Annotated in this window: 23 protein-coding genes; 8 read left to right on the top strand and 15 right to left on the bottom strand. The window is 51.3% G+C overall.

The window, feature by feature from the left end:
* The first annotated feature begins 95 nt into the window (after positions 1–95).
* Complete coding sequence (locus FEE96_RS23975; protein ID WP_280818009.1) at positions 96–218, top strand: hypothetical protein; 123 nt, start codon at positions 96–98, stop codon at positions 216–218.
* A 372-nt stretch (positions 219–590) separates the two neighbouring features.
* On the opposite strand, the gene FEE96_RS11135 is transcribed toward FEE96_RS23975, so the two are convergent.
* Positions 591–1,043: an iron-sulfur cluster assembly scaffold protein gene (locus tag FEE96_RS11135; protein ID WP_138163126.1), complete on the bottom strand. Its 453-nt coding sequence runs from the start codon at positions 1,041–1,043 to the stop codon at positions 591–593.
* A gap of 60 nt (positions 1,044–1,103) precedes the next feature.
* On the opposite strand from FEE96_RS11135, the gene hisI reads away from it, so the two are divergent.
* The gene (gene hisI, locus FEE96_RS11130) at positions 1,104–1,481 is read left to right on the top strand and encodes a phosphoribosyl-AMP cyclohydrolase (RefSeq protein WP_138163125.1); all 378 of its coding nucleotides are present in this window, start codon (positions 1,104–1,106) and stop codon (positions 1,479–1,481) included.
* Positions 1,482–1,534: 53 nt separating this feature from the next.
* Here hisI and gluQRS read toward each other — a convergent pair whose 3' ends face one another.
* From gluQRS to FEE96_RS11115, 3 genes are all read right to left on the bottom strand, one after another.
* Positions 1,535–2,476 (bottom strand): tRNA glutamyl-Q(34) synthetase GluQRS, encoded by a 942-nt coding sequence (gluQRS, locus tag FEE96_RS11125; protein WP_138163124.1) that lies wholly within the window; start codon positions 2,474–2,476, stop codon positions 1,535–1,537.
* Positions 2,477–2,500: 24 nt separating this feature from the next.
* A complete protein-coding gene (gene trmFO / locus FEE96_RS11120; protein WP_138163123.1) occupies positions 2,501–3,844 on the bottom strand; it encodes a methylenetetrahydrofolate--tRNA-(uracil(54)-C(5))-methyltransferase (FADH(2)-oxidizing) TrmFO in 1,344 nt (447 codons plus the stop codon).
* Between the two features lie 312 nt (positions 3,845–4,156).
* A complete protein-coding gene (locus FEE96_RS11115; protein ID WP_281278363.1) occupies positions 4,157–4,987 on the bottom strand; it encodes an enoyl-CoA hydratase in 831 nt (276 codons plus the stop codon).
* A gap of 15 nt (positions 4,988–5,002) precedes the next feature.
* Between FEE96_RS11115 and FEE96_RS11110 the strand changes: the two genes are divergently transcribed.
* Positions 5,003–5,431, top strand: a complete 429-nt coding sequence (locus FEE96_RS11110) for a PaaI family thioesterase (protein ID WP_138163121.1) — start codon at positions 5,003–5,005, stop codon at positions 5,429–5,431.
* A 173-nt stretch (positions 5,432–5,604) separates the two neighbouring features.
* Here the strand turns inward: FEE96_RS11110 and FEE96_RS11105 are convergent, their stop codons facing one another.
* Positions 5,605–5,838, bottom strand: a complete 234-nt coding sequence (locus tag FEE96_RS11105; protein ID WP_138163120.1) for a DUF1127 domain-containing protein — start codon at positions 5,836–5,838, stop codon at positions 5,605–5,607.
* A 93-nt stretch (positions 5,839–5,931) separates the two neighbouring features.
* Here FEE96_RS11105 and FEE96_RS11100 point away from each other — a divergent pair, with 93 nt between their 5' ends.
* The 3 genes from FEE96_RS11100 (at position 5,932) to rpsI (ending at position 8,449) form a co-directional block, all read left to right on the top strand.
* Positions 5,932–7,335 (top strand): aminotransferase-like domain-containing protein, encoded by a 1,404-nt coding sequence (locus FEE96_RS11100; protein ID WP_138163119.1) that lies wholly within the window; start codon positions 5,932–5,934, stop codon positions 7,333–7,335.
* Positions 7,336–7,499: 164 nt separating this feature from the next.
* Positions 7,500–7,958, top strand: a complete 459-nt coding sequence (rplM, locus tag FEE96_RS11095; RefSeq protein WP_138163118.1) for a 50S ribosomal protein L13 — start codon at positions 7,500–7,502, stop codon at positions 7,956–7,958.
* 5 nt (positions 7,959–7,963) lie between these two features.
* A complete protein-coding gene (gene rpsI, locus FEE96_RS11090; RefSeq protein WP_138163117.1) occupies positions 7,964–8,449 on the top strand; it encodes a 30S ribosomal protein S9 in 486 nt (161 codons plus the stop codon).
* A gap of 108 nt (positions 8,450–8,557) precedes the next feature.
* Here rpsI and FEE96_RS11085 read toward each other — a convergent pair whose 3' ends face one another.
* The 8 genes from FEE96_RS11085 to guaA all read right to left on the bottom strand — a co-directional run bounded on the left by FEE96_RS11085 (position 8,558) and on the right by guaA (position 17,396).
* Positions 8,558–9,817 carry an alpha/beta hydrolase gene (locus tag FEE96_RS11085; RefSeq protein WP_138163116.1) on the bottom strand — a complete coding sequence of 420 codons (1,260 nt, stop codon included), beginning with the start codon at positions 9,815–9,817 and terminating at the stop codon, positions 8,558–8,560.
* Positions 9,818–9,897: 80 nt separating this feature from the next.
* Entirely contained in the window at positions 9,898–10,515 is a 618-nt protein-coding gene (locus FEE96_RS11080) for a TetR/AcrR family transcriptional regulator (protein ID WP_138163115.1), read from the bottom strand.
* Positions 10,508–11,377, bottom strand: coding sequence for a polyphosphate kinase 2 (gene ppk2 / locus FEE96_RS11075; protein ID WP_138163114.1), 870 nt, complete (start codon positions 11,375–11,377; stop codon positions 10,508–10,510). Before ppk2 ends, FEE96_RS11080 begins: the two co-directional genes overlap by 8 nt.
* Before the next feature lie 201 nt (positions 11,378–11,578).
* The gene (gene metA / locus FEE96_RS11070; protein WP_138163113.1) at positions 11,579–12,496 is read right to left on the bottom strand and encodes a homoserine O-acetyltransferase MetA; all 918 of its coding nucleotides are present in this window, start codon (positions 12,494–12,496) and stop codon (positions 11,579–11,581) included.
* Positions 12,497–12,529: 33 nt separating this feature from the next.
* On the bottom strand, positions 12,530–13,414 hold the full coding sequence (locus tag FEE96_RS11065) for an ATPase (protein ID WP_138163112.1): 885 nt from the start codon (positions 13,412–13,414) through the stop codon (positions 12,530–12,532).
* A gap of 138 nt (positions 13,415–13,552) precedes the next feature.
* A complete protein-coding gene (locus FEE96_RS11060) occupies positions 13,553–14,635 on the bottom strand; it encodes an OmpP1/FadL family transporter (RefSeq protein ID WP_246079411.1) in 1,083 nt (360 codons plus the stop codon).
* A 121-nt stretch (positions 14,636–14,756) separates the two neighbouring features.
* The gene (locus FEE96_RS11055; protein ID WP_425467309.1) at positions 14,757–15,644 is read right to left on the bottom strand and encodes a DMT family transporter; all 888 of its coding nucleotides are present in this window, start codon (positions 15,642–15,644) and stop codon (positions 14,757–14,759) included.
* 183 nt (positions 15,645–15,827) lie between these two features.
* Positions 15,828–17,396: a glutamine-hydrolyzing GMP synthase gene (guaA, locus tag FEE96_RS11050; protein WP_138163109.1), complete on the bottom strand. Its 1,569-nt coding sequence runs from the start codon at positions 17,394–17,396 to the stop codon at positions 15,828–15,830.
* A gap of 262 nt (positions 17,397–17,658) precedes the next feature.
* Here guaA and FEE96_RS11045 point away from each other — a divergent pair, with 262 nt between their 5' ends.
* Positions 17,659–19,203, top strand: a complete 1,545-nt coding sequence (locus tag FEE96_RS11045; protein WP_138163108.1) for a trimethylamine methyltransferase family protein — start codon at positions 17,659–17,661, stop codon at positions 19,201–19,203.
* A 15-nt stretch (positions 19,204–19,218) separates the two neighbouring features.
* Here the strand turns inward: FEE96_RS11045 and FEE96_RS11040 are convergent, their stop codons facing one another.
* The gene (locus FEE96_RS11040) at positions 19,219–19,578 is read right to left on the bottom strand and encodes a DUF6477 family protein (RefSeq protein ID WP_212744757.1); all 360 of its coding nucleotides are present in this window, start codon (positions 19,576–19,578) and stop codon (positions 19,219–19,221) included.
* Positions 19,579–19,813: 235 nt separating this feature from the next.
* Here FEE96_RS11040 and FEE96_RS11035 point away from each other — a divergent pair, with 235 nt between their 5' ends.
* On the top strand, positions 19,814–20,878 hold the full coding sequence (locus FEE96_RS11035) for a DUF6456 domain-containing protein (protein WP_138163107.1): 1,065 nt from the start codon (positions 19,814–19,816) through the stop codon (positions 20,876–20,878).
* Between the two features lie 48 nt (positions 20,879–20,926).
* On the opposite strand, the gene FEE96_RS11030 is transcribed toward FEE96_RS11035, so the two are convergent.
* Positions 20,927–22,387, bottom strand: coding sequence for a catalase (locus FEE96_RS11030; RefSeq protein WP_138163106.1), 1,461 nt, complete (start codon positions 22,385–22,387; stop codon positions 20,927–20,929).
* Positions 22,388–22,467: the final 80 nt, after the last annotated feature.

Below are 22,467 nucleotides of genomic sequence, written 5' to 3'. Positions count from 1 at the left end.
GTTCTTTACAAGATGGGGTGGAATGTGAGAACAAAGGGTCAACAAGCGCCAAAGAGCGTGATCAACAGACCCAAGACAGCCCGGAGGCGCACGTTATGTTTGAACAAATCAAGAACACACTGCAGGTTTCTTCTGCCACTCTGTTACAGGATGCGGTTGGTGCGGCTTCTCTTGTTGTCATGTTGGTTGTGGCTCTGCACATGCCCGGGCTTGTCTAAATATCTATTTCCTGATTGCACTCTTATGCCGGTTGCGCCTGCATCCTGTCCCAAAATGATGTTGGGGATCTCTGCCTGTCCTGATCCCACACTGGATCTACCTCATGATCCGCCGGTCGCACCCGGATCCCGCATACGAGTGTACCCTACCGCCGCCATCTGCCCAGATGAGCGGCGGTTTTTTCGGTTTGCGCGATTAGACTTGAACAATCTTGCTGCCCATCTTTGAGGGCAATTGGAGATCGATAGATCTTAACTCATCTTCACATTGGGATGGAAGGCAGAACTATTGCATGTAAGGCCACGTTGAAACCGTCGCTTTTTGGTTCCAACATATTGTTTATACGTAAAAATCAGATTTGAGATGTCAAATTACGCGCAATTTTCTCTCGAAATCTGTTCAATAGCCTCAACTGTGGCCTCAAGTGACAACATGATTGATGCATGCCGATTTTTAAAAGCACGTGCTGGAATCAAAACTTCAAAGTCGTCAAAAGGCGCATCAGGAACAGCACCTTCTTCGGTTAGCATCTGTTTTAGCTGGTTACGGGCGGTCACAATTTCTTCTTTTGTTCGGCCAAGCACGGCCGCACCAAAAACCGAAGCTGAAGCCTGACCAAGGGCGCATGCCTTAACATCCTGGCCAAACTCAGAAACCTTCCCGTCCAACATTCGCAAATCGACTGTAACAGTCGATCCACAAAGCGGTGCACGCTTTTTAACCGTGGCATCGGGCGCACTTAAGCGCTCTAGATTGGGGATATCAGCTGCCAACGCCAAAATACGCGTGGAGTAGAGTTTGATCAGATCATTTTCACCGGACATGCGTGTTCCTTGGGCTTTCCCTAGCTAATCGTTCTCAATACATAGGGTGCCAATATCCAGATGCAAAAGGTTTTTACCATGTCGTTTGATCCCAGCAGTTTAACTTATAATGAAGCCGGTCTGATCCCCTGCATTGCACAGGACGAAGAGAGCGGAGAGATCTTGATGATGGCCTGGATGAATGCTGAGTCGGTGTCTCGAACTCTACAAACGAACAAAGTTACGTATTGGTCGCGTTCTAGGCGGTCTTTTTGGGTCAAAGGAGAAAGTTCAGGCCATGTTCAACAGCTGATTGATCTACGCGTCGATTGCGACCGGGATTGTTTGTTGGCAGTCGTTCGCCAGACTGGCCCTGCCTGCCATACCAACCGACGGAGCTGTTTTTATACATCGATCCAGAAGGACGAAGAGGTTGAGTTAATGCAGCCGATGGTGTGATTCTTTCCCTGACAGCTTTAGGCAAAGAAATGTGGACTTGAATTCAGGTGGACTTAGTCTAGGCCAACCATTTTGCGGATGTCCTGAGGGCTGGCGCCTTCGGAACGGTATTTGGATATCGCGCGGGCGTCATCACGTTTGGCGAGCCGCTTGCCCGCACCATCTCGGATCAACTTGTGATGGTAATAGGTTGGCTGAAAATATACGTATTCGAGTTCGTCGTCTAGCAAATGCCCGATGACGTAGTGGATCATGGTGGCCTCCAGTAGATCCTCGCCTCTGACTACATAGTTCACCTTTTGGGCCAGATCATCGACCACAACAGCCAGATGATAGGCGGCTCCCATGTTCTTTCTGCAAACAACTACATCTCCAATGTTGCTGATTACATGGTCGGACGTAAACTCGTAGGATTGAACTTGTGTATTTGCCCGTTTTCCCCATTCTGGGAAATACGCGAATTTCGTGGTGGCGCCGACAGGAGGGGGAGGAAACATGGTTTTCGACCAGCAGCTGTGATTAATTGCCTTGCTGACATTTAGACGCAGTGTGACGTTTCTGGGTCGCTTACTAACAGGTCGTTCGTTGGGGGCTGCATACTGACGACAGGTTCCGGGATAAACCAGACCATCTGGCCCCACTAGTGGAGCACCTTCTTGGGGTGCTGACTGGGATTCACGAATGTCTCGTCGTGAGCAAGAGCACTCGTACAAGAAACCATTTTCCCATAGCGTATCCAACGCCTGATCATATTGAGACTGACACTCTGATTGCTTTCGGCAAGGCTCTCTCCACGATAAACCCAACCAACGAAGATCATCATAGATTTGCTCTTCCCAGTGGCTGCGAGCTCGGGATTGATCAAGGTCGTCGATTCTAAGCAGGAACTCACCATATTCCTCCATTGCCTTGTCATGAGCCAACAGAGCTGAATAGGCATGGCCAAGATGCAAAGGGCCAGTGGGGGACGGCGCAAACCGAGTGACAAATTTCATCAATTTCCCCCTTTTAAAACAAGTTCAGGAAAAGTTTTCAAGCCATTCTGACCAAACGATTTTTGCTCGATCAGTATATGCTTTGTAGCGATCTTTGCGGCCTCGGCGACCACCTTTCAAACCTTCGACGGGTTGGAATAATCCAAAGTTCACGTTCATTGGCTGAAAGGTCTTTGCCTCGGCACCACCGGTAATGTGGTGGATAAGTGCGCCCATGGCGCTATTTTGCGGAACTGCTGGTAGGTCATTGCCGAGGATTTCGGTGGCAGCCATGCGGCCGGCCAAGAGCCCCATTGCGGCGCTTTCGACATAGCCCTCGACGCCAGTGATCTGCCCGGCAAACCGAATATTAGGTTTTGATTTCAGGCGCATCTGCTGGTCAAGCAATGTAGGGGAGTTCAGGAATGTATTACGATGGATTCCTCCAAGGCGGGCAAACTGTGCCTCCTGCAGCCCAGGGATCATCCGTAATACCTGAGTTTGAGCGCCGTATTTCATCTTGGTCTGAAAACCAACAATATTGTACAATGTTGCCAGCTTATTGTCCCGCCGCAACTGTACTACAGCATATGCCTTCTCGTCAGGTTTGTGACTGTTGGTAAGGCCAACTGGTTTCATTGGCCCAAAGCGAAGTGTCTCTCGGCCGCGTTCCGCCATGACCTCGATTGGCAAGCAGCCATCGAAATAGCCCGCTGTTTCACCTTCATGAAATTCTGTTTTTTCAGCAGCAAGAAGCGCATCGATAAACGCCTCATACTGATCCTTGGTCATCGGACAGTTGAGGTAAGCGGTGCGCTCCTCTTCAGTCTCGCCTTTGTCATAGCGCGATTGCATCCAGGCTTGCGACATGTCGATGCTGTCTGCATATAAAATTGGTGCGATTGCATCAAAAAACGCCAGTGCTTCCGCACCTGTCTCAGCCTGAATTGCCTGTCCCAATGCGGTGGATGTCAGCGGCCCAGTAGCAAAAATCCAGTGGCCATCATCAGGAAGTTCGGTGACTTCGTCGTAGGATACAGAAATATTGGCGTGGTTAGTTAACTTGTCAGTTACGGTCTGTGCAAAAGGCTCGCGGTCAACAGCAAGCGCACCACCGGCCGGCAGGCGGTGCTGATCTGCGGTGGCCATGATCAACCCGTTTGCAGCGCGCATTTCCCAATGTAACAGGCCAACAGCGTTTTGTTCGTCATCATCCGAGCGGAAGGAGTTCGAGCAAACCATTTCGCCCAGGTTTCCGGTCTGGTGTGCAAAGGTTTCAACTTTGGGCCGCATTTCGTGGATTACCACTGAAACGCCCATGTTTGCAGCCTGCCAGGCTGCTTCGGACCCGGCCATGCCGCCGCCCACGATATGCAATGTCTGTGTCATGAATTTGACATAGGGCAGGGGGCGATCCAGCGCAATATGGCCTGCGTGGATTAGAAGTGATCGGGATCAAGTAGACCAAACCCAAGGCTAAAAATCTGCAATTTTAGGAAAGGGACATTTGGGGTCGCTGCTGCAGGAATGTCGAACCGGGGAGAGACCGGTTTGGAGGGACCTTCCACAGGCAGCGACCCAAATTGTGACCGGGCGATGTGCCCTGCCCAATCTTTGCCATGTTCTTGCCTTTATTAAAAGGCCCGATATGGAAACAATACGCACCGAAACGTAAACAAAGACTAAAATTTTATAAAAACTTTAATCCACCTGCCAGTTGGGGGGTCTTTTTTCTGCAAAAGCCTCCATCCCTTCGACCGTGTCTTGGTCGAGCAGGTTCTCAACGATGACTTCGCTTGTGTAGGCGTAGGCTTGATCCAATGGCATTTGCAGTTGTTGATAAAAGGCTCGCTTGCCAATTTTGACTGCTGTGCTCAACTTGCTGGCAATGGTTGTTGCAAGTTTTAGTGCCTCGCTTTCTAGTTCGCCGACGGGGACGGCGCGGTTGATCAGGCCTAGGTCTGCTGCACGGGATGCAGAGATGAAGTCGCCAGTCGTTAAAAGTTCAAATGCCTGCTTTCTGGGAATGTTCCGTGACAAGGCGACCATGGGAGTCGAACAAAATAGGCCAATATTGACGCCGTTGACGCCAAATTTTGTGTTTTCTGATGCGACGGCCAGATCGCAAGAGGCAACCAATTGACAGCCCGCTGCGGTGGCAATTCCGTGAACTTGTGCGATGACGACCTGTGGAAGGGACTGAAGTCCCATCATTACGGCTGTGCAACGTGCAAACAGATCCTGATAGTAGGCCTTGCCACCATCTACTTCGCCTCGAGCAGCATTCATCTGTTTGATATCATGTCCGGCGCAAAAACCTTTTCCGACCCCGGACAAAACCACCACTTTGATCGTGCTTTCTTTGTGCAGCGAATCAATTTGGGTCTGCAGGGCTGCCAACATTTCGTCAGATAGGGCGTTTAGCTTTTGCGGTGTGTTCATAACTAGATGGGCTATAGAGCCCGTGTCGTGACGTCGTAAAATTGTCATCTTGCTCTCCTCGTCGTGCCTGTCCAACCTTAGGCGGCGCATGACCGGGAGGATAGTATGGGCTTGCAAATGGACGCAGCGGAGTTGGCGAAATTTCTGGACCAAGTGTTTCCACAGGTGCGGGGGGAGTTTTTTGTTGAAGCGCTAGAGGAAGAAAAAATCCTCATGCGGCTTTGTGTACAAGATAAGCATCTACGCCCTGGAGGTACGGTTTCTGGTCCATCGATGTTTGCATTGGCTGATTGTGCGGCTTACGCCATGACATTGGCTCGAATTGGCGAACAGGCGCTGGCAGTTACCACGGGCTGTTCAATGGACTTTATGCGTAAACCCGCAGCTGGTTCCGACTTGTTGGCTACGTGTTCGTTACTGAAGTTGGGCCGAACTTTGGCGGTCTGTGACATTTTGATACATTCCGTTGGACTGGAGGCGCCAGTGGCGCGTGCCAGCATGACGTATTCAATTCCTCCAAACCGCTCGGTCTAATTGGTGCAGGTCGCTGGGGCAGATCGGCGCACTGCTATTTTACTTCAAAAGGTTTAGCCTTAAACGATAATGGTATTAGGGTGAGCAGTTTACAAAACGACCTGCATTTCCCCTACCAAAAAAAAGGGCCGGGGTTTCCCCCGGCCGTGTAGTGGTTCTGGTGTCCCTGGGGATCAAGGGCGCCAGAACGGAAGAGTGGCTTGATAATGGGCTTCGGCGCGGCTGAGGCCGATGTCATCCAGTTGTGTATGAGTTAGGTGGCGCAGATGTTTTCGTGTTCGCTTACGCAGGCTCCACTTGGTAATGAGCACAGCAAAGGTGACGGCCAGTTGCGCCAACACCGGTAAAGCCGGGCGGCTAACCAGAAAGGACATGTTAGACTGAGTCATGTGAGCGTGCTGTACCATGGTGTGCTCCAATATTGTGTTGATACAATCCTGCAAGTGTGTTAGGAGTTTTTGATACAAAGCAGAAAATGTATTGTCCATGGAGGGATTGTAATGGGTACAATTTGGCCTCATGACCTTGGTGATACCAAAGGTCCGAAGTATAAGAAGCTGGCTGACACAATCCGTTCGGCTGTTGGTTCAGGGACTTTGTCGATTGGTGCAAAGCTTCCGCCGGTGCGCGAATTGTCATATCAACTTGGTATTACCCCTGGGACGGTAGCGCGCGCATATTCAATTTTAACCGAAGAAGGCCTTTTGCAAGCCGAAGTTGGCCGTGGAACGTTTGTTGCAGCCGCCAAAAAGCCTGTGCTTGATGATGTATGGGCAAGGCAATTGCATATTCACGAGATTAAAAATCCTGGACACATCAGCCTGTTTAGTCCTCGAATTCCAGATGTTGGGCAGGTTGCAGCGATGCGGGATGCGTTGAGGCTGGTTGCGCAAGGGCCTGATTTGGCGTTCTTAAGCTATCCAACACGAGACGCCTATACCCCATTGCGTGAGGCTGTAGTGAATTGGTTGTCGGAGCTTCCATTGGGAAGCTTGAGTGAACAGGAGGTTGTGTTGACCCATGGTGGGCAAAGTGGCCTAATGGTCGTCATGCAGGCTTTGTTGCGGGGGCCGCAACCAACCATTTTGGTCGAAGATTTATCATATGCTGGTTTTCGACGTGCCGCAGAACTTCTTCGTGCGCAAGTGGTCGGGGTTGAAATGGACGAATGTGGCATTCTGCCCGATGCACTGGAAAAAGCAGCCCGTAAAACCGGAGCACTGGTCCTTTGTACCAGTCCAGAAGTGCACAATCCGACCGGATTGTATACGCCTTTAGAAAGACGGCAGGAGATTGTACGGATCGCACGTCGTCATGGCATTCAGATTATCGAAGATGACTGTTATCGTATGGGCGATCCAAGAGCGCCAAGTTACCGCGCCCTGGCACCTGAGCTGGGGTGGCATGTCAGTTCAATTTCAAAATCCTTGACCCCAGCCCTACGAATTGGCTTCGCTCTGGCGCCCCAAGGGCGAGGCCCAGACCTGCGCAGGGTGGCTGAGCATGGCTATTTCGGCCTGGCACAGCCACTTGCGGCGCTAAGTTGCATTCTTTTGGGCGATCCAAAGACTAAGGATCTGGTGCGGGCAGTTCAAAAAGAGATGGCGCGCTATATACGTGTCGCTGTGAACGCGCTGGGTGGGTTTGATCTGACTTGGGATGATCAGGTACCATTTGTATGGTTGAGGCTGCCTGCTGGTTGGCGTTCGGCTGCCTTTAGCCGCGCGGCTGCGGCGCAGGGGGTGCAGATCCGATCAGCGGATGAATTTGCACTTCGTGATGGCCGTGCACCAAATGCCGTACGTATTGCGATAAATGCCCACGTGTCTTTAGCAGAGTTTGAAAGTGCAATGCTGCGGTTGAGGGCGCTCTTGGATAGCCCTCTTGAGCAAATTAGCGTTTAGGTTTTGGGGTAAAATAATACCTATTTTGTAACATGCTGAAAACACGTGATTTAATATCAATTAGTGTGGTTGACTGGTGTGCAGGATAGCCGTAAACCCCGGTAATCGAATTCGAATGACGGAATTGCTCTGTTGTTTCTAACGTCAAACAGGATTTACCTGCCATGAAAACCTTTTCTGCTACCCCAGCAGACATCGAGAAGAAATGGATCATCATCGACGCCGAAGGCGTGGTGCTGGGCCGTCTTGCCTCGATTGTAGCCATGCGTCTGCGTGGCAAGCACAAGCCATCCTTCACTCCTCACATGGATTGTGGTGACAATGTCATCGTCATCAATGCTGATAAAGTGCAGATGACCGGCAAAAAACGCGAAGAAAATTTCTATTGGCACACCGGTCACCCGGGTGGCATCAAGTCGCGTACCAAGCAGCAGATCCTCGAGGGTAAGCACCCCGAGCGCGTCATGATCCAAGCGGTCAAGCGCATGTTGCCGGGCAACAAGCTCAGCCGTCAGCTGATGACAAACCTGCGTGTGTACGCTGGTGCCGAGCATCCCCATGAGGCGCAAAGCCCCGACGTTCTGGACGTAAAGTCCATGAACAAGAAAAACACCCGGAGCTAATGTAGATGTCTGATCAGATCAACACTCTCGAAGAGCTGAGCGCCGTTGCTGGCGTTGAAGCTGTCGCCGAAGACATCATCGCACGTGAGCCTGTGCGTGATGAACTGGGCCGTTCCTATGCAACCGGTAAGCGTAAAGACGCTGTTGCCCGCGTATGGATCAAGCCGGGTTCCGGCAAGGTCACCGTCAACGGCCGTGAAATCAATGTGTATTTTGCACGCCCGGTTCTGCAGATGATCCTGCGTCAGCCGTTCCAGATTTCTGGCACAGAAGACCAGTTTGATGTCTATGCTACCGTTAAAGGTGGCGGTCTGTCCGGCCAGGCCGGCGCAGTCAAGCACGGCATTTCTAAAGCTTTGCAGCTGTACGATCCCAGCCTGCGTGGCGCACTGAAGGCTGCTGGCTTCCTGACCCGTGACTCGCGCGTTGTAGAACGTAAGAAATACGGTAAAGCCAAAGCCCGGAAGAGCTTCCAGTTCTCCAAGCGTTAAGTTTAGAACGTATCTTATTGAAAGGCCACGCAATTTGCGTGGCCTTTTTTGTTTGGTGCAACAGTAATGTTTGTATTTTTTGATGGGGTCCACTGACATCCGGGTGGATTAGTAGGCTGTTAGCCCAGACTTTAGGCGCTCAGGATAATCAGCAGGGAATTGCCATACCGCACTGTTTTGCACCCGTGCTAAGCCTCGTGCAGCTGGAGAAAGCCCCTTGAGGAGAGACACAAAAATATCGCTGCTGGCCCAAGGGGAAGATCGAAAATACCAATGACCATTGCCCAAATCTGCCCCCAACGCATTACTGGCATCAATGAGCGACAATCGTGGCTCTGCCTTCAGGAGATTTTCAATTCCAGCGGGGACTTCATCTTTGGCCGCGACTTGACCTAATCGATTTCGCCCAAACATGATCCTGCTGAGGTTCAATGCGGCATCACTACTAGACATATAGATCGTTAAGTGGTCCATGCCCTCCAGCAACCCATCCGCAAGGGCTTGCGTGAAATAGGTACGGTCTAGGTCACTGCCAATTAGGATCACTTGGCCCAATTTTGCTTGTCGTTTTCCGGAAGCTTGATTTTGCAATGCAATTTGGTAGGCCACTTCAAACACCAATCTGGAACCAGCGCTATAACCGATCAGATGAATCCGTTGGGCTTGGGTTTTGTCTGACAAGAGTTCAACCAGTTTTCGCAAATTCCGGCGTGTGGCCCCAGCGGTCTCCAAATCCCTAATGTATGCCAGCCGACTTGGTGTCGCTGGCCAGTTGTAGCTGATAAAAGCACCCTGATAGCCTAGAAAATGCTGCAGCTCCTTGGACACCAAAGTTGGGTATTCAAAGTCGACATTATAGCCGTGAACGTAGATAAACACGTCTTGGTTTCCGGACCGTGCTAGCTGCCGATCTATGCTTTGTGTGAAGGCCCTGGCTGCTTCACGTGTGGCTTGCTCGGGCAGGGGGCGTCCCTGTTCATCGCCTGACGAAAATGGCATTGGCCCGAATTCATGCACTGCAGATACTCGAAGGGTCCGCTCAATGTCACGTTCTGCCGTCTGGGAGATCTGCTGCAAATCCTGCCAACTTGTTGCAGGTGGCGTCATTTTCACATCTACAAGCCCAGTTCGTAACGCAATACCTCGGTCATTGGCGTAATAGGTCTGTTTGTCGTTAGGTCCGGTTACCCGGCGGTCAGTGGCATAAAACAGTTGAGTATGAGATAGAACCTGCCGTGCTGCTTGGTCGTTAAACGGATCCAAATCGCCTTCCACATAAACTGTGGGCGAAGGCATAAGCTCCAGTTCGTCATACACATTTTCGCCGCATCCAGACAAAAGCAAGCCTATTGCAACCCAACGAGTCATTCGCCAAACTGCTGTCGGGCAGAAAGTGGGCAAGCGGTACAAAATCTGAATCACAGGGTGCTCGTCTAGTTAAATGAGTACTAAGTATCGGGGTCTATCAGCCCTAAGCCACGCAAATAAATGCCGATACCTGACTCCAACAAATCTTCTGGTGAGAATGGCGACGCGGTACCTGGTGTGTTTCGGGCATATAGCTCCACCACCCCATGGCTAAGTGCCAAGATATGGGCAGAAAACATCGAGGCTGGTGGTCGTTTATGCAATGGAATATGTTCGCATAACTCAGTGGCAGCACGCTCTAATATACCTCGGGCACGGGCGGCGGCATCGGCGAGTTCCGGTGTTCTGTTGACGGAAATACCACTTTCAAACATAGAAATGTAGTGACCGGGGTGTTTGCGGGCAAATGCAAGATAGGCACGGCCCGTGGATTCGAAAGCCGCCAATGCCGAAGGCTGGCCTTTATCATATGCAAATTGCATCAGATCGGCGAACATTGAAAACCCTTGGCGTGCGGCTTCCGCTATCAAGTCTTCGCGGCCTTCAAAATGCCGGTAAACAGCTGCGGGCGTTACACCAGCTTGCTTTGCTGCTTCGGACAGGGTGAACCCGGTTGGTCCCTTGATCTCAATTAGTCGCAAAGCGGCCTCGACCAGTGCTTGGCGCAGGTTTCCGTGATGATAACCTCTCTTAGGCATTCCAGATATCCAACCCTCCACAGATTGTTTTATCAACCGTTCCAAGGGCTTTACCGTCTTTGTTATCGTAATCAAGTTCAGAAAGCACGTAACGTATAGCCGCAAGACGAGCCCGTTTTTTGTCCTCGGACCTGATCACCGTCCATGGTGCATCCTGGCTATGTGTGCGCTCTAACGTTTCTGTAATTGCCCCGGTATAGTCGTCCCAGCGTTCCAGCCCATTGATGTCGATCGGGCTGAGTTTCCATTGCTTCAGGGGATCTTTCTCACGTTTCAAAAAGCGCTGTAACTGTTCGGCACGCCCAACATTCAGCCAAATTTTGAACAGCTTGATCCCGTCATCTACCAGTGCCCGCTCAAATCCGTCGACCTGACGAAAGAAACGCTCTCGCTGACCATCACTGCAAAAGCCAAACACTTTTTCCACAACACCGCGATTATACCAGCTTCGGTCGAAAAAGGTGATTTCGCCGCCTGACGGAAGGTGGTCTATATAGCGTTGGAAATACCACTGCGTTTGTTCGGCTTCTGAGGGCTTAGCAAGGGCGACCACACGAGCGCCTCGGGGATTAAGGTTCTCTCGAAACCTTTTGATTGTACTGCCCTTACCAGCAGCATCACGACCTTCAAATAGCACTGCAACGCGTTGACCAGATTGTTTGATCCAAGCCTGCATTTTAACAAGTTCAATTTGCAAACTGGCCATGTCACGCTCGTAACTTTTACGGCTAAGCCTGACAGAATGCGGATAGTTCTGGTCCAATATTTTGCCTTTACCCGCAGTCCGGATAGCCTCGCGAATTTCAATTGGGGCAGCGTCTTCGTAGTAGGCGCTGATGGCACCGTTGAATGGCAATTGCATGTTGAAAACCTTCCTGACCTCAATCCCTTATATGGTAACCGCAGGTAAAATGTGAATCGCTTTGACGTAATTGTGCATGACATCATTTGGCCAGGACATGGCTGGGGTCAAATTGGGCAATCTGCCCGTGTGAGCTCAGTGAGACGACTGGAAGATGAGGTTTGACATTTAACCACGTTGTTTCGACTGAAAAAATTCGACTTATTTGCCAATATCGGCCATGTCATATGGAGTGGTTTGATAAATCTCATTAATCCAGTTTCCATACAGCAGATGCGCATTGCTGCGCCAGCGATTCAGAGGTTTTTGATTGGGGTCATCATCTGGATAGTAGTTGTCTGGAACATTAATTGCGGAGCCCTCAGCTATATCTCGATCGTATTCTTGTTTCAGGCTATCACTGTCATATTCAAAATGGTTGAATATGAATAACGCGCGATGGTCTGGGTCCTGGATCAAGCAGGGGCCTACTTCTGCGCTGCCAAGCAGGGTGTGTAGCCCAGGGCAGGCATCAACTTCTTGTTGGCGAATTTCGGTCCATCTGGACACTGGAACAACGAAATCGTCGGAAAAACCCCGCAGATATGGCGAGGCCGGGGCCAAGTTTTGATGCCGAAAGCAGCCAAACGCTTTTTGGTCAAGGCTGTGTTTTTGTATTCCGTGAAAGTGATTGATCATGGCCATCCCGCCCCAGCAAACGCCAAACGTGGAATGCACATTCGTTTGTGTCCATTCGAACACTTCGCGCATCTCATCCCAATAGGTCACTTCTGTGAATTCAAGGTGCTCAATTGGGGCGCCGGTAATAATGACACCGTCAAACTTGCGATCCCGTACTTCTGAGAAAGGCTGATAGAATTCGGCCATGTGCTCTGCTGCTGTATTACGGGTGCGGTGTTCGCTCATGCGGATCAAGGTCAGATCTATCTGCAACGGTGTTGCACCAATCAAGCGAGCAAACTGATTTTCTGTCTGGATCTTCTTGGGCATCAGATTCAACAGGGCAATTTTTAGCGGCCGTATGTCCTGACGTGCCGCCTGATCCGGCGACATCACCATCACACCTTCGTTCGTTAGAACGTCATAGGCGGGCAGGTCAGACGGTATTTTAATTGGCATGTCAGTATCTCGGTTGTCAGTTGGAAAAGATAGTTAGGTGGTTTGAGTTCGGCTCTCAAGAGCAGCATCGATAGAACGGGCAATCAGGTCGGTGAAGCTCGACTGATCTGTTGCCGATGCGATTTGATCGGCGGTGACTGTTACGCCCCAATTTTCCGCCATCGCGGCGTATCGCGGTTGTCGATGCGCTAGCGCCCGTGCGTAGGTCGAACGGATAAAATCATCAGGATCAACTTCGTCTTCAGTGATGTTGTTTTCAAATAGATATTCATTCCAGCACTGCGTCAAAAACTCTGGCTGATAAGACATCGGTTTTGGAGCGCGGTCAAAACGGCGCACCAGTTCGGCGGTATGGTCGTCGTCGCCTTTTATCCAGACCATCAGGGCGTGTTTGGAGAGTTCAGCAAGAACCGGATCCTTAGGATTCTCGGTATCGACCCATTCGCAGATTGACCCACCTGTGTCGCAGATGAAGTTGTCATAGCCGTAAAGCCGTTGTGCTCTGTCAATAAAGTACTCTGTGTCCAACAGGGCGTGAATTTCGGCTAAACGGAACTGTTCCTGGCGCCGTCGATATTCACTGATTTCCATGCCACCCTTGGACTCGCCGCCGGGTTTCCCCAGATAACTTGCCACCGGTGTCAGGTTCTCAAAGCTGATATTTGAGCCAATGTAGATCGAATCCGACAACAAAAGATCGCGCAGAAGCGGCACTTTCATGGCCTCAGCCTTAGCATTGTCCGCGATGTATTCGCCCATATAGCGTGTGCCAATACGATAATCGATTGAGTAGTGAAACCATTGTCCAGCATCACGCAGCATGTTGCTGACATGGGTTTTACCCAGACCAGACATGCCGAAAAACAAAACACGTTTGCTGGGCGCATCACGCCAGTCTTGTGCAGATGAGTAGAGCATGATGTCTGGCGTCCTTGTATTGTTCGACCTTGCTAGCCAGTGCTGGTCGCGGGGTCAATCTCTGGCCTATGCCCCCTTAGACCAAAAAACGCCCCGCTGCGATACGGGGCGTTTCTGAAACTGTGCTGATACAAGTGGTTAAAAGCGAAAGCCAACTTTGATCCCGGCACCAATGGATGAGTTGTCGGTAAAGGATGAGGTAAGGAGCGGCGATTTGTTCACCACTGTGGAGGCGCTGCCGATGCGGGTGTAGTTAATCCCGCCAGACACCACCATGTTGTCCATGGTATACCGCAGGCCCAGCGTCACACCAAGGCGCCCATCTGTTGGCCCCAGGTTGGAAACTGTGTCGCCGTGTGTCTTTTCATAGCTGATTGCAACCGAACCAGACAGGTTCTCTGTCAACTTTCGACCAACACCGATTGTATAGGTGAAAGTATCATTCTTAAACGAAACCAGTGGGTCACCGGTCGCCCCTTTATAAGCGACGGGTGCAATTTCAAAAGCTGACCAGTCCACCCAACGCACACCACCAAACAACAAAGTGCCTTCGGCTATGCCAGTCTGAAAATCTAAATTTACAGCCTGCGGTGTGTCAGTGCTGGTGACTGAGTTGGTTGGCGAGCCGCCTAAGACTTCTGTGGTATCCATTTCGTGTTTGATCTTGGAGAAATATGTGAGCGCCACACGCAGAGCGATTTCAGGTTTTTCGTAAGCAACCCCAACCAAATACCCAACGCCGGTATCTCGTTCACCGTTTGCGGTGTAAGTCAGGACCGGAATTGACGCCTTTGCCTCTAGAGTTTGAACGCGCAGTCCAGCGTGCAGGCTTAATCCGGTGTCCAATTTGTATCGCAGTATTCCGCTCACGGCGTGCGTGTTCAGCTCGGCTGTTGATCCCTGGAAAATGTAGCCTGTCCCCGAAGGATAGGATACATCCGCGCCGTAGGGTTGGTCGTAGATTAAGGCAAAGCTAAATTGGTCATTGATATCACGCTTGTAGCTGGCGCCGAGCTGTGGATACCTCTTCGACATGTCCCCTGATGAGCTGCCGAGTGCCGTACCTGAAACATCTGGCGAAACGCTCCCATAAGAGATCTCCGCATAGTTTCCCGTTTCAAACAGAACACTGATGTTCTGACCTGACCGCCCAGTCCCACCGGCCGAGGCCGCACCAGATATCAGCGCCAGCAAAGCTGACGTCGCAAGATAATGTTTCACAGTTTCCCCCATCAGACCTTTGTCTGCATTGTTGTTGGGTGAAACTAGCGAACATCATTTCTTTAGATCAATGTTGACGAGACGGAAGCTTTGTCAGCCAATTGAAAAACAGCGGTCTTGATCAGGTATTTCGAGCTCTTTTCGGCGTTTTTGCATCCATAATATTCAAGTAGTTAGCGCCAAATATGACAATTGCGCCACACAATACCCAAAGATCCAATGGCTCATTATAGAGAAGCATACCCAGTATGGCGATAACCGGTAAGCGGGTAAAGTCAATTGGAACTACCACCGTGGCGGGAGCCACTGCCAAGGCGTTTGTGAGGCAAAAATGCGCAGTTAGTCCAGCAACTCCAATCAAGACCAACAATGGTGCGGTGGATGCGCTGGGGAGAGCAATCTCGCCATCATATCCGGAAGCAATCAACCCCATGACCAACTGCATGGAGGTAAGCCAGAACAGGATGGATCCGATACGTTCCACCTGTGTCAGGCGTTTGGTCAGTAAATTTGTCAGTGCAAAAAAAATGGCAGATCCTGCCGCAGCCATGACCCCGGCATTTATGGTGTCAGGGCTTGGCCGGGTCACGATCAGGATCCCAATGAACCCGATCAGGGCTGAGATTGCACGGGCAGACGTCAGCCGCTCTCCTACGATTAAGGGGGCGAGTACCAGCACCCACAGGGGGGAGGTGAATTCCAACGCAAAAACCTGAGCCAGCGGGATAATCGTGACAGCGAAAAACCAAAGGTTTTGACCGGTGAAATGGGCTGTGTTCCGAATTAGGTGCGGGCCCAAACGTTGGCTGGATACCTGTTTCCAGCTTCCTGTGACGGTCAATACGCCAACAACGATAATCAATCCAATCAAACTGCGATAGGTCATGATTTCAAAGGTATCGAGCGATGACCCTGCTTCACGACCTGCGATAGCCATTGCTGAGAATGAAGCAATGGCACCAGTCATCCACAGCGCCGCCCGCCCGATCTGGACTGGTTGATCTGACATTTCCATTTTCCTCAGCCTAATTCTGCGCGAGAAGGCGTCAAATTCGGTGGGGCGTCAAGGTCATTCTCAGCAGGTATAAGGTTTCAATGAGAGCGAGGTTTGAGTGAACACCAAAGTTTATGTTTGTAAAACTGGGCAGAAAAAAACCCGACGTTGTTGCGCCGGGTTTTTCTTATTGCTGTACTATTCCCATTCGATCGTACCAGGAGGTTTCGATGTGATGTCATAAGTTACACGGTTGATGCCCTTGATTTCGTTGATGATCCGCGTTGCGGTCTCACCTAGGAATTCATGACTGAAAGGGTAGTAATCCGCTGTCATGCCATCCACAGACGTGACAGCACGCAGTGCGCAAGCAAAATCATATGTGCGCCCATCACCCATCACCCCAACGGTGCGTACAGGAAGGATGGCAACAAAGGCCTGCCAAATGTCGTCGTACAACCCATGTTTACGGATTTGGTCGATGTAAACCGCATCGGCCTCACGCAGGATCTCCAGTTTCTCACGGGTGATTTCGCCGGGGCAACGAATGGCCAGTCCGGGACCAGGGAAGGGGTGGCGTCCAATGAAACTGGCAGGAAGGCCCAGTTCGCGGCCTAAGGCACGGACTTCGTCCTTGAACAATTCACGAAGAGGTTCGACCAGTTTCAGTCCCATTTTTTCCGGCAGGCCACCGACGTTGTGGTGGCTCTTAATTGTCACCGAAGGACCGCCAGAAAACGAAACAGACTCGATGACATCTGGGTAAAGGGTCCCCTGAGCCAGAAATTCTGCGCCTTCAATACTGTTTGCGTGTTTTTGGAACACGTCGATAAACAGCTTGCCAATGATCTTGCGTTTGGTTTCAGGATCGGACTGGCCATCCAGCTCGCCTAGGAACAGGTCTTGCTCGTCGGCGTGAATGAACTGCATGTTGTAGTTGTCGCGGAACATGGAAACAACTTCGTCGGCCTCGCCCTTGCGTAGCAAGCCATGGTCAACAAAGACGCAGGTCAGCTGATCACCGATGGCTTCGTGCAGTAGCACGGCTGTGACCGAACTGTCAACGCCTCCGGACAGACCGCAAATGACCTTCTTATCACCGACCTGATCGCGGATCGCGGCAATAGCCTGTTCGCGGTACAAACCCATAGTCCAGTCGCCGCTGAACCCTGCTTGGCGTACAAAGTTTTCGTAGAGTTTTGCACCGTTGGGGGTGTGGTGCACCTCTGGGTGGAATTGCACGGCATAGAAATTGCGAGAGACATCGGCGGTTATGGCGTATGGAGCGTTGGGCGAGGTCCCGTATACTTTAAATCCTGGTGCAATTTCGCTGACGTGGTCACCGTGGCTCATCCAGACCTGCTCACGATCAGCATCATCGGAGAACCAACCGGCCAGCAATGGTAGTGATTTAACAGATGGCGTAACATAAGCCCGGCCGAATTCGGCAGTGCCGTGGCCGCTATCAACCTGACCGCCCAACTGCTGCATCATCATTTGTTGACCATAGCAGATGCCAAGAATGGGCACACCGTATTCAAAAATCTCTTGCGGCACCCGTGGACTACCCTCGCGGGTCACACTGTCGGGCCCACCTGAGAAGATCACCGCTTTGGGCGCCATATCGCGCACAAAATCCATTGTGATGTTCTGATAGGGGTGAATTTCGCAATAGACGTTCAGCTCTCTCAGGCGGCGCGCAATTAGCTGCGTAACCTGGCTACCGAAGTCGATGATGAGAAGGCGGTCATGGGATGTCTGGCTCATGACCGCGCCATAGGCCAGACCGGAGGGTTTCGCAAGTAAAATTGATCAAAGGGAGCGGTGTTTTTCTCGTTGGCGTCCACAGTTTTCCGGATCCACTGCCTATACCCCGACCGTTTGCTTCCCGTAATTGAAGGAAGGTCGCAATGTGGGGCTGTTTTGATGGAATGTCGCTTTTCAACTTGAATGGCCGTTATCCTTCGACGGCGGCTTGTAGCGGTACGGTAAACAGAGACAACAAAACGCCTGTGACGAAGGACAGAACATGGCTGAAGCAACCTCACGTCGACGTGCTCGCTCAGGTGGCGGCGCTGCGCGCCGCGCCGAACGCACCAGTGTAAAAATCGAAACCGCCAAGTATATCGAACGCAACATCCCGAATTTTGAGGTGTTGAGCGAAGAGGCTTTGGGTGTGATCGAGGCCAACGCCGAAACCGTTCTGGCAGAGATTGGTGTCAATTTCGTCGACAACCCAGGGGCGCTGCAACGTTGGCGGGATGCCGGCGCCGAGATTGAAGGCGAACGTGTGAGAATTCCTCGAGGTTTGGCCCGCAAACTCATCGCGACGGCTCCATCTGAGTTCACACAGCATGCCCGAAATCCTGAAAAATCGGTGGTGATAGGTGGCAAAAACCTGGTTTGTGCGCCAGTTTACGGCCCTCCTTTCGTGCGCGATGTTGCAGGAGGCCGTCGATACGCCACGATAGCGGATTTCGAAAAATTCGTAAAACTCTCGTACATGTCCAAATGGTTACACCATTCTGGAGGTACTGTTTGTGAACCAACTGATGTTCCGGTGAACAAACGGCATTTGGATATGTTGCTGGCGCATATGACGTTGTCGGATAAACCATTCATGGGGTCGGTGACTGATCCCAGTCGGGCCCAAGACAGCGTTGAGATGTGCGAAATCCTGTTCGGGAAAGAGTTTGTTCAGAACAACACGGTGATGACCTCGCTGATCAACATCAATTCGCCGATGACATTCGATGACGTGATGATGGGCGCGCTGGAAGTCTACGCCAAAAATAACCAGGCCTGCATTATTTCACCCTTTATCGTGGGTGGTGCAATGGCGCCAGTATCCGTGGCAGGGACACTGACACAGGTGTTGGCCGAAGTGATGGCCGGTATTGCCTATAGTCAGTTGATCCGCCCTGGTGCGCCTGTGATATTTGGCGCCTTTGTCAGCTCGATTGATATGAACTCAGGAGCACCAACTTTTGGTACCCCCGAAGCCTCACTGGTCACTTACGGCGCTGGACAGTTAGCACGTCGTCTAGGGCTGCCGTTTCGCTCGTCTGGATCCTTTTGTGGATCCAAGCTGCCTGACGCCCAGGCAGCGTACGAAACCGCCAATAGCCTCAATATGGGCTTGATGTCCGGGGTGAATTTCATGCTGCACTCCTGCGGCTGGCTGGAAGGCGGGCTTGTTGCCTCCTTCGAAAAGTTTGTGATGGACGCTGATCAACTCGGCGCATTGCATGGTTTGGCCAAAGGTGTCCCGGTCAGTGAAAATGATCAGGCGATGGATGCCATTCGAGAAGTGGGGCCGGGTGGCCACTATCTGGGCTGTGCGCATACCCAGGCAAATTTTAAAACGGCGTTTTGGAAGTCAGATTTGTGTGACTATAAGCCGTTTGAAACCTGGGAAGAAGAAGGCGCGCGCGACACTATGGAACTGGCGACTGACCGGGTAGCTTATTTGGTCGACAACTACCAAGCGCCCAGCCTAGATCCAGAAATCAGATCGGCGCTTCTGGCATATGTGGCCGCAAAGAAGGATTCCATGGCGGATTCTTTCATGTAATAAGCGATAGCATCATCAGGCAACTATCTGAGATGTTTCATGGCGGCGACCGGCAACGGTGGCCGCCACTTTTTGTTGCGTCATCTGCAAATGCGATGCGTGAGGGGTTAAATGAGCCTCCCCCATGAGCGCAATCAACACGTTGATGTGGTGCGCGATTGAATACCCCGGGTCGTTGTTACATCTCTGATGGTCAAGCTTTTGCTCTTTTTCAATCAAGTGTTCAATCAACCGTGATGGCTTTTGCGCGCTGCAATCGCCAAGCAGCCGTGGCAAATGACGTTGGCGGCAATAGTGAGGGGTGCCGATGCGGGCAGCCCTGATCAGCAGCCTAGGACGGCGCATTTCTGACAGGCGATCAAACAGGTCCAGCATTCCACGTCCTTTCATTGTGTGAATTATCCACAATGTCGCACAACTTGAGCGGGTGTTGCTGGGTTGATCTCCCAGCGATCTCTGCCTTTAATATTGATTATCTAATGGAAACAATGATGAGCTGAATGGGACTATTGTTCAAAACTGACAGGCAGGTCGTGACAGCCGTCTGAGTAATTCTGGGGATAAGCGGTGGACAATCTAACCTGACTGCCTGCTGCTGGGATCTCAGAAAATGCAAAAACAATCTATTCAACTTCTACCTAATTGGGTGCCTGAAGAGGCCTGCCGTTACCTAGATCACACTGAAGCCGGTCGTTCGATCCGTCAATTGGCACGTTCGGCTGGGTGCCATCCGTCTACCGTTCTGCGGCAGGTGCGTAGGATTGAAACGCGACGCGACGATCCGTTGGTTGACGGCGCGTTGCAAAGGCTTGCCTCAGATCACTATGACGCTGCGGCGACATACGATGTCGCTGGAAACCGCAGGCCGGATGAAGAAGTAGAATTTAAGCAAAAGGCAATCAGGGTGTTGCGCGGCCTGTGTTACAGCGGCGCCATTCTGGCGCTTGCGGATGGAATGGAAATGGCTGTTGTCGTTCGAGACGCAGAGCCTCAGACAGCAACAAAAATAGTCGTTAAACGTAGCTTTGCCGAAGCATTGGCTCTGTTGGACTGGATTAGTTGTGAGACGCCTGGTCGGATAAGCCGCTATCACATCACAGCCACAGGGCGTAGCGCAGTAAGCAGCATTATGGCTGACGTTGAAAACAGAGCGTTAAATCAAGAGAGCAATGGTTTTAGCGATGATGCAAGCATATTTACAGTGCATAGTTTATCCCAAACTTGCCCCCAACAAAAAAACCGCCGGGTTCGATACGGGCTGGCTGAAAGCCCGCTTGATACCCTTAGTCGCCTGTTGGACCGTCATGGAAATCCATTTCTTTCAGCATGTTTGGTGCAAGCAGGCGAGAGGTTGAGAGAGGATTTTGAATTGGCCCAAATTGGTGATCATCTGGCGCAAGGCCGTGCTCAATTTAGCGCCGAAAATTGCGGGGCTGTACCTTTGTCCAGTCCAGCGAAAGCCGCCAAAGTACGCGCGACTGCAGCGCTTAACTCTTTGGGTCCAGGTTTGAGCGATGTAGCACTGAGATGTTGTTGCCACCTGGAAGGGTTAGAGGCAACCGAGCGACAAATGGGTTGGTCGGCGCGTTCTGGCAAAGTGGTCCTGCGGATCGCTTTGCAGCAACTGAAAGCGCATTACGACACTGCGGCCGGGTCGGACGAATTGATAGGTTAGCTTTTTTCAAGTGACCGCCCGGAGTAAAGAGAACCCCGGGCGGTTACATCATTCTGCGGCGTCGTGCATTTCAGAAAGCTTCGAGCGAGCGCTCCGAATTCCAGCGCCATATTCGGGGCTTATCAGATCATAGTGAACCAGAACGCGGGATATTATATCTTCGGGGACACCTGCCATTGCTTCTGCCGTGTTGGCGTACAGTCGGGTGCGTTGACTTTCGTCCATCAAATCATGCAAAGCGCGTGGCTGACTATAATCATCATTTCCGTCACGATGATTATAACGATCTGCATCCCCAGAGATTTTCAAGGGTGGTTCCTGCAGGCCGCCTTCTTTGGCGGCTTCGCTGATCGAATTTGGCTCGTAATAGGCATCAGTGTGACCGCTGCGTTGGCCCAATGCATTCATTGTACCATCTTTATGATAGTGATGTACCGGGCATTTAGGTGCATTAACAGGCAGTGATTCATAATGCGTACCCAGCCGGTAACGATGAGCATCTGCGTATGAAAAAATACGTGCTTGTAAGACCTTGTCCGGTGAAGCTCCTATGCCTGGTACGGTGTTTGAAGGGGAAAATGCGGCGTTTTCGATCTCGGCGAAATAGTTCTCTGGATTTTGGTTCAACTCAAATTCTCCAATGGTCATCACCGGATAATCAGAATGGGGCCAGACCTTGGTCAGATCAAACGGATTGAACGAAGTTTTCTCGGCCTCAGTTTCGGGCATGACCTGAATTTGAAGTGTCCATTTTGGAAAGTTTCCTGCTTCAATGGCACCGAATAATTGTTCCTGATAGCCTTCGCGGCTTTGCCCTACAACTTCTGCTGCTTCTGAATTGGTGAAATGTGCATGGCCTTGCTGGGTTTTGAAGTGAAACTTGACCCAAAACCGCTCACCAGCTTCATTCCATAAACCAAAGGTATGGCTACCATATCCATTCATATGCATCGGGCTTACCGGCAATCCGCGATCAGACATCAAAATGGTAACCTGGTGAAGGGCCTCTGGTGACAGGCTCCAATAATCCCACATCGCCGTAGGGCTGCGAAGATTGGTTTTGGGATGGCGTTTCTGGGTGTGAATGAAGTCTGGGAATTTGTAAGGGTCGCGCAGGAAAAATACTGGTGTATTGTTGCCAACCAGGTCCCAGTTGCCTTCCTCGGTATAGAACTTCAGCGCAAAGCCACGCACATCTCGCTCGTGATCAGCGGCACCTTGTTCTCCTGCTACAGTAGAGAAGCGGGCAAGCATCGGAGTTTCCATGCCAGGCTGCAGAACCTTTGCACAGGTGTAGGCTGAGATATCGCCCGTGATTTTCAGTGTGCCAATAGCCCCCCAACCCTTAGCGTGTACGACGCGCTCAGGTATGCGCTCGCGGTTCTGATGTGCGAGTTTTTCCAGCAATTGGTAGTCCTGCATCAACAGTGGTCCACGTTCCCCAGCAGTGGCAGAGTTTTGGTTGTCTGTAATAGGTGCACCGGCAGTGGTGGTTAATCTCTTCGACATAAAATCGCTCCCTTGTGGCTATGACTACCCCGAGTGTGTTCTTGTCGGGTGATAAATACCAATTGTAGTTTCTGTGATTT

Source organism: Parasedimentitalea maritima (assembly GCF_005771405.1).
Lineage (GTDB): Bacteria > Pseudomonadota > Alphaproteobacteria > Rhodobacterales > Rhodobacteraceae > Parasedimentitalea > Parasedimentitalea maritima.
This window is presented reverse-complemented; position numbering and strand designations above follow the sequence as displayed.